The organism is Rhizobium sp. NZLR8, assembly GCF_019685025.1.
GTDB lineage: Bacteria > Pseudomonadota > Alphaproteobacteria > Rhizobiales > Rhizobiaceae > Rhizobium.
Genome location: NZ_JABDVY010000003.1, coordinates 466525 through 478771 on the forward strand (window position 1 = coordinate 466525; position 12247 = coordinate 478771).

Consider the following 12247-nt stretch of genomic DNA (forward strand, 5'->3'; position numbering starts at 1 on the left):
GACGTTATAACATGGAGACAAAGAGACGACACATCTACTCCGCCGGTTGCGGGATGCTTCTCCGCCGCGCCATCCAGACCGAATGTGCCGCGATCGCCGCCACCAGGATGCCACCACCGACCAGGGTCATGGTTGCCGGGGTTTCCGCAAAGATCAGCCAGACCCAGATCGGTGCGAGCACGGTTTCGAGCAGGTAGAACATGCCGACTTCGGGCGCGGAGAGGTAACGCGGCCCCGTCGCCAGACACCAGAAGGCAAGCGGCATCACGACCGCGCCGTTAAAGAGGATCCAACCGGGATGCTCGATCGAAAAACCGCCGGCCGGCATGACCAAGGCGAGTCCGACCGCCGCCGGCAGCACCGTCGAAAGCAGCGAGGCAAAGCCCATGTCGCGGCGGGAAGCGCGGCTGATGGTGATGGCGGCGGCAATGATGAAGGCGGTCAGCAGCGCCATGATGTCGCCGAACAGATGGCCGCCCGAAAGCCCGTCCCGCACGATCAGGCCGACGCCGAAGATCATCGTCGCCATGGCGATCAGCGTTGCCGGCGCCGGCCGTTCTTTCAGGAAAATCCAGGAAAGAAGGGCGGCGAACATCGGATTGAAGGCGACGATGAACACGACATTGGCCGTCGACGTGTTGAAGACGGCGAGAAGAAAGATCACCGTCGTCAGTCCGTAGAGCAGGCCGGTGACGAGGCCCGGCCAGCCCGGCACGAGCAGCGGCCAGCGCCCGTTCAAGATCCGCAGCACTGCGACGACCAGCAACGTCACACCCAGCGTCGCGATGCTCCTCGCGGCAAGGATCGACCACAGCTCGCCGTCCGCAAGCCGCATCAGCGGAATATCCATGGAAAGCGCCAGCCCGCCGATCGCCGTCAGCAGGAGGCCCTTCCGGTGATCGGAAAGAGCGGTGGAGAACATTCAGTCGTGGGGGCTTTCGGGCATGGATGCGGGATCGAAACGTTCCCAGCCGCGCGGCGTCAGATGTTCCTGCGGCTGGAAGCGTGTCTTGTAGTCCATTTTTCGCGATCCTTGAACCCAGTAGCCGAGATAGACATGCGGTAGGCCGAGCGCCTTCGTGCGCCTGACATGGTCGAGAATCATGAAGGTGCCGAGCGAACGCCGCTCGAGATCGGGATTGAAGTAGGAATAGACCATCGATAGCCCGTCGCTCATCGTGTCGGTAAGAGCGGCGCCAAGCAGCTCGCCCTTCGGCCGCTGCTCCAGTCCGGAGCCTTCTTCACGCTGGCGGTATTCGACGATTCTCGTATTCACATGCGTGTCTTCGACCATGATCGCGTAGTCGAGCACCGTCATGTCTGACATGCCGCCCTGCTGGTGGCGATAATCCAGATAACGCCGGAAAAGCGAATATTGCTCGCTGGAGGGCTGGGCTGTAAATTCGGTGGCGATGACATCGGAGTTGGCGGCAAGCACCCGCTTCATCGATTTTGTTGGCTCGAATTCCTGGGCGAGAATGCGCACGGAAACGCAGGCGCGACAGGATTCGCAGGCCGGGCGGTAGGCGATATTCTGGGAGCGGCGGAAACCGCCCTGCGTCAAGATGTCGTTCATCTCGGCAGCGCGGGGCCCTACCAGATGGGTAAACACCTTACGCTCCATCTCATGCGGCAGATACGGACACGTAGCCGGAGCCGTCAGATAAAACTGCGGAGATGGCGTTGTCTGCGTATTCATCTGTCGCGGAAATTTCCTTTGTCGAGACCGTGCCGTTTCCTGACAGCATGACCTAAGAATAAAAAACGTCAACAGCGGGACGGTTCTCGCCGTTCATATCGGTCTTCTAATTTTAGATATGGAGCGCTCGCGCCCCCGGGCAAAGAGAAAGCGGAGACTTTATTTCGTCTCCGCCTAGTGGTTTCAGCCGTGATCTCGGCCCAACGCTCAGGCCGTGCGGACCGTTGCGGTGCCGACCAGCAGGTCGTGGATGAGACGGCTGCGTTCGGTAAACAGGCCGGCAAGCAGGATGAGCGGCGTCAGCACCGAGTTGAGGATCCAGAACAGCGCCAGATGCACGATTGCCGTCAGGAAATCCATCGGCCGACCGTCGACGCGCACGATGGCGATCCCCATTGCGCGCATGCCGAGCGAGGCCTGGCTCCGCCCGCCGACAGTCAGGCCGAAGTAGATGCCGGCGACGATGACGAAGAGGGCAGGGTAGAGCAGGAAGCCGAGCCCGAGCGTGACGATCGACAGGAAGAACAGCACGATCGCCGCGGGGATGCACAGCAGCAGCACGATCAGATAGTCGAGGATGAAGGCGAAGACACGGCGGCTCAACACGCCGCTATAGGTGCGCCAGTCCTCCGGTGCGGCATAAAGCGGATTGGGGTTGTAGCTCATCTCAATCTCCTGCGGAAAAGCGATGCCGCAGATATGGTATCGGCAGAACCAAATACAACATTTCTGCCGGATTCATCGCCTGCTGAGGATTTTCGCCACCTCGATCGCGAAATAGGTGAGGATACCGTCGCATCCCGCCCGCTTGAACGACAGCAGCGTTTCGAGCATTGCCCGTTCGCCATCGATCCAGCCGTTCATCGCCGCCGCCTTGATCTGGCTGTACTCGCCGGAGACCTGGTAGGCGAAGGTCGGCAGGCCGAAGGCCTCCTTCATCCGCCAGCAGATGTCGAGATAGGGCAGGCCGGGCTTGACCATCAGCATGTCGGCGCCTTCCTCGACGTCCAGGGCCGCATCGCGGATCGCCTCGGTGCCGTTGGCCGGGTCGATATAATAGGTCTTCTTGTCGCCTTTCAGCAGCCCGCCGGTCGAGATCGCCTCGCGATAGGGGCCGTAGAAGGCGGAGGCGAATTTCGTCGCATAGCTCATGATGCCGACGCTCTGGTGGCCGGCCGCATCGAGCGCCATGCGGATCGCACCGATGCGTCCGTCCATCATCTCCGATGGCGCAATGATGTCGGCGCCCGCATCCGCCTGCATCACCGCGGCACGTGCTACCTGATCGACCGTCTCGTCGTTGACGATCTCGCCGTCTCTCAGAATACCGTCATGGCCGTGGCTGGTGAAGGGATCGAGCGCGACGTCGGTGATGACGCCGATATTGGGCACCGCCTTCTTGATCGCCGCCGTCGCCTGATTGATCAGATTGTTGGCTTCGAGGCTGTTCGAGCCGGTCTCGTCGCGCAGTTCCATCTCGATGTTCGGAAAGGTGGCAATCGCGGGAATGCCGAGGCCGGCCGCTTCGCGTGCGGCCTCGACCGCCTTGTCGATGCTCATGCGGTTGACCCCCGGCATGGCCGCGATCGGATCGACGATGCCGGAACCTGGCACGATGAAAATCGGCCAGATCAGGTCGTCGACCGTCAGCCGGTTTTCCTGCACCAGCCGGCGTGTCCAGTCCGACTTGCGGTTGCGCCGCATGCGGCGATGGCCGGTGATGTCGTCGACGAGATGCGTCCTGTCCTGCATGATATCTGCCCCTTGGGCCATTCCATTTATTGGAGCGCTCATTATCATGGCGCCTTGAAAATCCAAACCGGGCGATTGGCCGCGGCGGAAAAACCTGGCGCATAATGCCGAAATCAAAGTCGATTTTTCGGCATTATGCGCGCACTCGATATGATAGAGCGTCGTTTGCGCGTCGACAGACGCGAGGCGCTCTTTAAGAAGATGCAACCCCAAACCGATGTCTGCGCTATGGAAACCGATTCCCCGACGATACCGAAACGCACACTGGCGGATATCCTCTTCATTCTCTTTCTGAGACTGGTTGCCATATCCTGCTTCTGGTTCGGCCTGCAATATTGGGCAATGCTCGTCGGCTATTCGCTGGTCGGCGCCGGCCGCTTCGATCTTTTGAGCCTGCCATGGAAGGTGGCGAGCACCAGCCTCGCCGTACTTTTTCCCGTCGCCTCCCTCGGCCTCTGGCTCACCGTCTCCTGGGGTCCGGTCATCTGGGTGCTGGCTGCCGGCGGGCAAATCCTGATGTATGGCCTGTTGCCGGATATTTTCGGCCCCAACAGGCTGATCATCCTGCTGCATGTCATTGTCGCCGTGGTTTACTGGATTTTCCGCCTGCTGCTCTGGTTGGAAAAGCGCCGCCATCGCCGCCAGGTAAGTGTTGATTTACCCTGAGACAACGTGGGGCTACCGGTAAGGCTCCGTTAAGCCTGCGGTTTAAGTCGAATTTTATATGTATTCGATAGGGTCTCACTCAAGGCGGGAAGAAAATACACCGCCAAACAAACAGTGAGGCAGTCAATATGAACACGAAAATCAAGCCGCAGGCGGTATCGAACTTCCGTGACCAGCAGGATCAGGGCATCCGTGATCTTTACATGGAATCCCTTCATCTTGTTGAACGTCTTCACCGCCGTCTTCTCGACGTCATCAAGGACGAGTTCGACCGTCAGGGTCGCAGCGACGTCAACGCCATCCAGGCGCTGCTCCTTTTCAACATCGGCAATTCCGAGCTGACCGCCGGCGAGCTGCGCTCGCGTGGCTACTATCTCGGCTCCAACGTTTCCTACAACGTCAAGAAGCTGGTCGACCTCGGCTTCATCAACCACCAGCGCTCGCGCATCGACCGTCGCTCGGTCCGCATCAGCCTGACCGAAACCGGCCAGGACATCGCCGAAACGGTCGGCAAGCTCTACGAACGCCACATCACCTCGATCGACAAGGTCGGCGGCATCGGCACCGACGAATTCACCCAGATGAACAAGCTGCTCCAGCGTCTGGACCGCTTCTGGAACGACAGCATCATGTATCGCCTCTAAGACCCTTGACCTCCTTCAGGGTTGCAGAAAACCGGACGTGTCCCTGCGCGTCCGGTTTTGCCGTTTGCTGTCGAGTGGCATCTTTGCAACGCAAAGGCGGGCAAGCATTATCGCGGTATTCAAGCCGTCTTTTAGCCGTTATTAACCGGCACGGTTTAGCGCGTCATGGTTCGTTGTGTCGTATTTCCGGTAGCCGGGTCATCCGTCTTTCGGCCCGATAACACGAATTGGCCATATTGGTGTGGCAGCGGAAGGCTTAACAACCGGCGCTTTCAATGGACCGATCAGGACGCTCAGGCTGTCGCATCGCAATCTTGTGATGGGGCAAGCGGAAAGTTTTGATGTGCCGGGACAACAAATGCACGGAGATCTGCGTTAAAGCGCAGTGATATCTCAAAGAGCCGCGGCTTCTCTTTATCGCCGCATTCAGTGGTTGGGACTATGTCGAAGAAAAACGGAATTGAAGCTCTCTCGCGCCGCGCTTTCCTTGCGTCCGCGGCAACGGTTGGCGCCAGCGCGATTGCCGCACCGGCCTTCGCGCAATCGGCGCTCGATACGCTGATCAATGCACCGCGCCGCGGCAACTGGGACGACCAGTTTGACGCCAAGGCGGCTTCGCGTACGGCAAGCGCCGTCGTTTCCAATACCCCGATCCTTGGGCCCCAATCGGTCGCCAGCGCCCAGCAGGCGATCACGCAGTATCAGCAGATCGCGGCTGCCGGCGGCTGGCCTGAAGTCAATCCCGGCGACCAGCGCCTGCAGCTCGGCGTCAGCCATCCCGCAGTCCAGGCGCTACGCCAGCGTCTGGCGATAACCGGCGACTTGCCGCGCGAGGCCGGAATGTCGAGCGCCTTCGATTCCTACGTCGACGGCGCCGTCAAGCGCTTTCAGGCACGCCACGGCCTGCCGTCCGACGGTGTCCTCGGCGAATTCACGCTGAAGGCGCTGAACATCCCGGCCGACGTTCGCCTGCAGCAGCTGAACACCAATATCATCCGCCTGCAGACGTTTCCCGAGGACCTCGGCCGCCGCCACGTGATGGTCAACATTCCGGCTGCCTATGTCGAGGCCGTTGAAGACGGCAGTGTCGCAACGCGCCACACCGCGGTTGTCGGCCGCTTGAGCCGCCCGACTCATCTCGTCAACTCGAAGATCTACGAGGTCGTCCTCAATCCTTATTGGACCGCGCCGCGCTCGATTGTCGAGAAGGACATCATGCCGCTGATGCGCAAGGATCCGACCTATCTCGAAAAGAACGCCATCCGCCTGATCGACGGCAAGGGCAATGAAGTCGCCCCCGAGACCGTCGACTGGAACGGCGAGGCGCCGAACCTGATGTTCCGTCAGGACCCCGGCAAGATCAACGCCATGGCGTCGACCAAGATCAACTTCTATAACAAGAACGGCGAGTACATGCATGACACGCCGCAGCAGGGCCTGTTCAACAAGCTGATGCGCTTCGAATCGTCGGGCTGTGTCCGCGTCCAGAACGTGCGCGACCTGACGAACTGGCTGCTGCGAGAGACCCCCGGCTGGAACCGTCAGCAGATGGAGCAGGTGATCGCAACCGGCGTCAACACGCCGATCAAACTCGGCACCGAAGTTCCTGTCTATTTCGTCTACATCTCGGCCTGGGGCATGCCGGACGGCGTCGTCCAGTTCCGCGACGACATCTACCAGATGGACGGCAATGCCGAGCTGGCGCTCGATACGACGGCCGGCATGGAACAGCCGGTCCAGTAGGCGGCGGCCTCTGCATCGCATCTTCAAACCGCGCCTTCCCGGCGCGGTTTTTTATGCCGGGGCGGGCGCTCGGTAACGTGACCGCTCGTCTTCGGCGCGGCGCGGCCGCAAAAGAGCGGAAGCGCGCGGTTTGCTCAGCAAATGTCGTTCTTCGTATTGCCCTTGCCACAGCGGAAGGCTAATACCTCAGCGCATTCCAGTTGAGGAGCCCGCCCATGACCAATGCTTCCACCGAGTCCTTCTTCAACCGCTCGCTTGCGGACGTCGATCCCGAGATTTTCGGTGCGATCGGAAAGGAACTCGGTCGCCAACGGCACGAGATCGAACTGATCGCTTCCGAGAACATCGTCTCCCGCGCCGTGCTGGAAGCTCAGGGCTCCATCATGACCAACAAATATGCCGAGGGTTATCCCGGCAAGCGTTATTACGGCGGCTGCCAGTTCGTCGATATCGCCGAGGAGCTGGCGATCGAACGCGCCAAGAAGCTGTTCGGCGTCAATTTCGCCAACGTCCAGCCGAATTCCGGCTCGCAGATGAACCAGGCCGTGTTCCTGGCGCTGCTGCAGCCCGGCGATACGTTTATGGGCCTCGACCTGAATTCGGGCGGCCACCTGACGCATGGTTCGCCGGTCAACATGTCCGGCAAGTGGTTTAATGTCGTCTCCTATGGCGTGCGTGAAGGCGACAACCTGCTCGACATGGATGAAGTCGAGCGCAAGGCCAAGGAAACCAAGCCGAAGCTGATCATCGCCGGTGGCACTGCCTATTCCCGTATCTGGGACTGGAAGCGGTTCCGCGAAATCGCCGACTCGGTCGGCGCTTACCTGATGGTCGACATGGCCCATATTGCCGGCCTCGTTGCTGGCGGCCAGCATCCGTCGCCATTCCCGCATTGCCATGTTGCGACGACGACGACCCACAAGTCGCTGCGCGGCCCGCGCGGCGGTGTCATCCTCACCAATGACGAGGATCTGGCGAAGAAATTCAATTCGGCCGTTTTCCCCGGTCTGCAGGGTGGACCGCTGATGCACATCATTGCCGCCAAGGCCGTCGCCTTCGGCGAGGCGCTGCAGCCTGAGTTCAAGGATTACGCCGCCCAGGTCGTCAAGAACGCCAAGGCTCTTGCCGAATCGCTGATGGCGGGCGGCCTCGACGTCGTCTCCGGCGGCACAGACAACCATCTGATGCTGGTCGACCTGCGCAAGAAGAACGCCACCGGCAAACGCGCTGAGGCAGCTCTCGGCCGCGCTTACGTCACGTGCAACAAGAACGGCATTCCCTTCGATCCGGAAAAGCCCTTCGTCACCTCGGGCGTACGTCTCGGCGCGCCGGCCGGTACGACGCGCGGCTTCAAGGAAGCCGAATTCCGCGAAATCGGCAATCTGATCGTCGAGGTTCTCGACGGCCTGAAAGTCGCCAATTCCGATGAAGGCAATGCCGCCGTCGAAGCCGCCGTGCGTGGTAAGGTGGTCAACCTCACAGACCGCTTTCCAATGTACGACTACATGGGATAAGGAGTAGCGATGCGCTGCCCCTATTGCGGTTCGGAAGATACTCAGGTCAAGGATTCGCGCCCGGCGGAGGACAACACGTCCATCCGCCGGCGGCGTATCTGTCCGGATTGCGGCGGCCGTTTCACCACCTTCGAGCGTGTGCAGCTGCGCGAGCTGATGGTCATCAAGAAGACCGGCCGCAAGGTGCCCTTCGACCGCGACAAGCTGGTGCGCTCCTTCGAAGTTGCGCTGCGCAAACGCCCGGTCGAGCGTGACCGCATCGAGCGCGCCGTTTCCGGCATCGTTCGCCGGCTGGAAAGCTCCGGCGAGACCGAAATCTCCTCCGAGCAGATCGGCTTGCAGGTGCTCGAAGCGATGAAGAGCCTCGATGATGTCGGCTTCGTGCGCTACGCCTCGGTCTATCGGGATTTCTCGCTCGCCGAGGATTTCGAAAAGGTGATTTCCGAAATCAACGCCAAGATCGCCCGCGACCCGCTGGATAGGTGAGCCATGAGCGTCACGCCGCATGACGAGAATTTCATGGCGGCGGCGATTCGCCTGTCGCGCCGGCATCTCGGCCGCACCGCCACCAATCCCTCCGTCGGCTGCCTGATCGTCAGGGACGGCGTCATCGTCGGTCGTGCGGTCACCGCTGTGGGCGGCCGCCCGCATGCCGAGACGCAGGCGCTCGCCGAGGCCGGCGCGCTTGCCCGCGGCGCCACCGCCTATGTGACGCTCGAGCCCTGTTCGCATCACGGCAAGACGCCGCCCTGCGCCGAGGCGCTGATTGCCTATGGCGTTGCCCGCGTCGTGATCAGCGTCACCGATCCCGATCCGCGCGTCTCCGGCCGCGGCATCGCCATACTGGGCAATGCCGGCATCGAGGTGGATTCCGGCGTGCTGGAGGCGGAAGGCCGGCGTTCGCTCGCCGGTTATCTCACCCGCCAGACGAAGAATCGGCCCTATGTGACTCTCAAGCTTGCCGTTTCTGCCGACGGCATGATCGGCCGTCAAGGGGCGGGCCAAGTGGCGATCACCGGCCCGGAAGCCCGCGCTGAGGTGCAGGCGCTGCGCGCCGAAACCGACGCGATCCTCGTCGGCATCGGCACCGCGCTATCAGACGATCCGCTGCTGACGGTGCGGACGCCAGGTCTTGAAGCGCAGTCACCCATCCGCATTGTGCTCGATCCGTCGCTGGCATTGCCGCTGACGAGCAAGCTGGTCACGACGGCGCGGCAAGTGCCGGTGATCTTGGTCGCGAGTGAGGATGTTTCGCCATTGACGGCGGATGCCGAGGGGTTACCCCCCTCTGTCCTGCCGGACATCTCCCCCACAAGGGGAGAGATCGGCAAGGAGCGAGACCCGAATTCCCCGGCTTCTGTTAGCAACGGATCGTCTTCGCCGGATGTGGAGCTGGGAGCGAGCCCCCAGCCAATCTCCCCCCTTGTGGGGGAGATGCCCGGCAGGGCGGAGGGGGGTAACGCACCCGCCGCCGCTACGGACTTGGACTCCCGACGCACCGCACTCGAAGCCGCCGGTGTCGAGATCGTCTACTGCAATCCCTATCGCCCGGAAGTCCTGTTGCCGGCCTTGGCAACACGCGGGATTTCCTCGCTCCTGGTCGAGGGCGGCGCCAAGACCGCGCGGCTTTTCCTCGAGGCGGGCCTCGTCGATCGCATCCAGCTTTACCGGGCGCCTTTCGTCATCGGCGAAGGCGGTATTGAATCGCCGCTTGATGCAACCGACATACCATCGGGTTTTGCCCATACGGGCACGCTGATGTTCGGCGAAGATCGCCTGGACGAATACGAAAGAGGGCTTTGATGTTTACCGGAATAGTCACCGATGTCGGCACGGTCGAATCCGTTTCCCCGCTGAAGGAAGGTATCCGGCTGCGGGTCGCGACCGCCTATGACCCGACGACAATCGATATGGGCGCCTCGATCTCGCATGCCGGCATTTGCCTGACCGTCACCGCACTTCCTGACGAAGGCAGCAACGGCCGCTGGTTCGAGGTTGAGGCCTGGGAAGAGGCGTTGCGGCTGACGACGATCGGCACCTGGCGGGAAGGCAGCCGCATCAATCTCGAACGGTCGCTGAAGATCGGCGATGAACTCGGCGGCCACATCGTTTCCGGCCATATCGACGGCAAGGCGGAAATCCTCTCTGTGACATCGGAGGGCGACGCCACACGCTACCGTCTGCGAGCGCCGGAGCATCTGGCCAAATTCGTCGCCCCCAAGGGGTCGATCGCCCTCGACGGCACCTCGCTGACGGTCAATGCGGTCGACGGCACGGATTTCGACGTGCTGCTCATCCGCCACACGCTCGAGGTCACCACCTGGGGCGAGCGTAAGGCCGGCGATTTCGTCAATTTCGAAGTCGACACCATGGCGCGTTACGCCGCCCGGCTGGCTGAATTCCCGAGCGCCTGAATCGAAAACCTGTACCGGTTTCCAGGGCGCGCGCCGGTCAAATAGCTCACCAATCCGGGGACAGCTTCGTCAGATACTGGCCGTAGGCGCTCTTGCCGAGCTTCTCCGCGAGCTTGGCGAGGTCGTCCTGCGAGATGTAACCCATGCGCCAGGCGACTTCCTCGGGGCAGGCGATCTTGAAGCCCTGGCGTTTCTCCAGCGTGCTGACGAAACCTGCTGCATCGTGCAGGCTGTCCGGCGTGCCGGTGTCGAGCCAGGCATAGCCCCGGCCCATCAGCTCCACGAAAAGCTGGCCGCGCTCAAGATAGGTGCGGTTGACATCGGTGATTTCCAATTCGCCGCGCGGTGACGGCTTCAGGTTGGCAGCGATATCGACCACCTGCTGGTCGTAGAAATAGAGGCCGGTCACCGCCCAGTTCGATTTTGGCTCTTTCGGTTTTTCCTCGATCGACAGCGCATTCATCTTTTCGTCAAAGCCGACAACGCCATAGCGTTCCGGATCGGTGACGTGATAGGCGAACACCGTCGCTCCTTCCCGCCGGCTCGTGCCGGACTTCATGATTTCCGGCAGTCCGTGCCCGTAGAAGATGTTATCGCCGAGAACGAGTGCCGAGCTGTCGCCGTGCAAGAAGTCGGCGCCGATGATGAAGGCCTGGGCGAGGCCGTCCGGGCTCGGCTGTACGGCATAGGTCAGCGAAATTCCCCATTGCGAGCCGTCGCCGAGAAGGCGCTTGAAGGCTTCGACGTCGTGAGGCGTGGTGATGATCAGCAGCTCCCTGATGCCAGCGAGCATGAGCGTCGTCAGCGGATAGTAGATCATCGGCTTGTCGTAGACCGGCATCAACTGTTTCGAGACCGCCTGCGTGATCGGATGCAGACGCGTGCCTGTGCCGCCGGCGAGAATAATGCCCTTCATGCCCATCTCCTTAAAGACCCTTATTCAAAAGGTCTTGCATGACAATCGTCATAGACTGCTTCCACTCCGGGAGCCGGATTCCATATGTCCTGGCGAGCTTGTCGCCGTTGAGACGTGAATTGGCGGGACGCTTCGCCGGTGTCGGATAGTCCGCCGTTGGGATGCGCTCGACGCCGATGTTTCTGCCGCCGGATTTAGAAAGCTCCGTGAATATCTCTTCGGCGAAATCAGCCCAGCTTGCTTCGCCGCTGCCGGTCAGGTGAAAGGTGCCGCGGAGCGATGGCGCAGGGTCCGCTACGATACGGGTTGCTATCGCAAGAATCGCGTCGGCGATGTCGAGTGCCGAGGTCGGGCATCCCGTCTGATCGGCGACAACACGGAGATGATCGCGCGTCTCGGAAAGTCGCAGCATCGTTTTCAGGAAATTGGTGCCAAAGGGCGAATAGACCCAGGCGGTGCGCAAGATGACGTGGTTCGGGTTCGCCGCCGCGACGGCCGTCTCGCCCGCAAGCTTCGAACGTCCGTAGACGGAGATCGGCGCCGTCGTATCCTCTTCAGAATACGCGGAGGCCTTGTCGCCGCTGAAGACATAGTCGGTCGAAATGTGGATGATCGGGACCCTGATCCGCGCGGCAGCCTCGGCAACCGCCCCGGCGCCCGCCGCGTTGACGGAAAAAGCAAGCTCGGCTTCGCTCTCGGCCTTGTCGACCGCCGTATAGGCGGCGGCCGAGACGATCACATCCGGGCGCAGAGCCGGAAAGGCGGCTGCGATGCTTTCGGGATTCGCGAGGTCCATTTCCGGGCGCCCGACCGCGCTGATTTCGACGCCCGTTTCGGCGCCACGTCTGAGCAGCGACTGAACGACCTGGCCCCGTTTGCCGGTGACGGCGATGCGCATC

At 61.5% G+C, this 12247-nt stretch carries 13 protein-coding genes; 7 read left to right on the top strand and 6 right to left on the bottom strand.

Annotated features, from left to right (window positions below; translation table 11 throughout):
• Positions 1-34: 34 nt before the first annotated feature.
• From HJB89_RS09740 to hemB, 4 genes are all read right to left on the bottom strand, one after another.
• On the bottom strand, positions 35-922 hold the full coding sequence (locus HJB89_RS09740) for a DMT family transporter (RefSeq protein ID WP_207583716.1): 888 nt from the start codon (positions 920-922) through the stop codon (positions 35-37).
• Positions 923-1699 carry an arginyltransferase gene (locus HJB89_RS09745; RefSeq protein ID WP_207583717.1) on the bottom strand — a complete coding sequence of 259 codons (777 nt, stop codon included), beginning with the start codon at positions 1697-1699 and terminating at the stop codon, positions 923-925.
• Positions 1700-1906: 207 nt separating this feature from the next.
• Positions 1907-2365 (bottom strand): RDD family protein, encoded by a 459-nt coding sequence (locus HJB89_RS09750; protein ID WP_207583718.1) that lies wholly within the window; start codon positions 2363-2365, stop codon positions 1907-1909.
• A 72-nt stretch (positions 2366-2437) separates the two neighbouring features.
• The gene (hemB, locus tag HJB89_RS09755) at positions 2438-3451 is read right to left on the bottom strand and encodes a porphobilinogen synthase (RefSeq protein WP_207583719.1); all 1014 of its coding nucleotides are present in this window, start codon (positions 3449-3451) and stop codon (positions 2438-2440) included.
• A gap of 228 nt (positions 3452-3679) precedes the next feature.
• On the opposite strand from hemB, the gene HJB89_RS09760 reads away from it, so the two are divergent.
• From HJB89_RS09760 to HJB89_RS09790, 7 genes are all read left to right on the top strand, one after another.
• Positions 3680-4117, top strand: a complete 438-nt coding sequence (locus HJB89_RS09760) for a DUF6163 family protein (protein ID WP_207583720.1) — start codon at positions 3680-3682, stop codon at positions 4115-4117.
• Positions 4118-4245: 128 nt separating this feature from the next.
• Positions 4246-4761: a transcriptional regulator LdtR gene (gene ldtR / locus HJB89_RS09765; RefSeq protein WP_007626316.1), complete on the top strand. Its 516-nt coding sequence runs from the start codon at positions 4246-4248 to the stop codon at positions 4759-4761.
• Positions 4762-5202: 441 nt separating this feature from the next.
• The gene (locus tag HJB89_RS09770) at positions 5203-6504 is read left to right on the top strand and encodes a murein L,D-transpeptidase (RefSeq protein ID WP_221149658.1); all 1302 of its coding nucleotides are present in this window, start codon (positions 5203-5205) and stop codon (positions 6502-6504) included.
• Positions 6505-6719: 215 nt separating this feature from the next.
• Positions 6720-8018, top strand: a complete 1299-nt coding sequence (gene glyA / locus HJB89_RS09775) for a serine hydroxymethyltransferase (RefSeq protein WP_221149660.1) — start codon at positions 6720-6722, stop codon at positions 8016-8018.
• A 9-nt stretch (positions 8019-8027) separates the two neighbouring features.
• Complete coding sequence (nrdR, locus tag HJB89_RS09780) at positions 8028-8504, top strand: transcriptional regulator NrdR (protein WP_003547190.1); 477 nt, start codon at positions 8028-8030, stop codon at positions 8502-8504.
• A gap of 3 nt (positions 8505-8507) precedes the next feature.
• Positions 8508-9821 (top strand): bifunctional diaminohydroxyphosphoribosylaminopyrimidine deaminase/5-amino-6-(5-phosphoribosylamino)uracil reductase RibD, encoded by a 1314-nt coding sequence (gene ribD, locus HJB89_RS09785; RefSeq protein WP_221131513.1) that lies wholly within the window; start codon positions 8508-8510, stop codon positions 9819-9821.
• A complete protein-coding gene (locus HJB89_RS09790; protein WP_221115246.1) occupies positions 9821-10432 on the top strand; it encodes a riboflavin synthase in 612 nt (203 codons plus the stop codon). Before ribD ends, HJB89_RS09790 begins: the two co-directional genes overlap by 1 nt.
• A gap of 46 nt (positions 10433-10478) precedes the next feature.
• Here HJB89_RS09790 and rfbA read toward each other — a convergent pair whose 3' ends face one another.
• On the bottom strand, positions 10479-11348 hold the full coding sequence (rfbA, locus tag HJB89_RS09795) for a glucose-1-phosphate thymidylyltransferase RfbA (RefSeq protein WP_164577669.1): 870 nt from the start codon (positions 11346-11348) through the stop codon (positions 10479-10481).
• Between the two features lie 10 nt (positions 11349-11358).
• The gene (gene rfbD, locus HJB89_RS09800) at positions 11359-12246 is read right to left on the bottom strand and encodes a dTDP-4-dehydrorhamnose reductase (protein ID WP_207583726.1); all 888 of its coding nucleotides are present in this window, start codon (positions 12244-12246) and stop codon (positions 11359-11361) included.
• Position 12247: the final 1 nt, after the last annotated feature.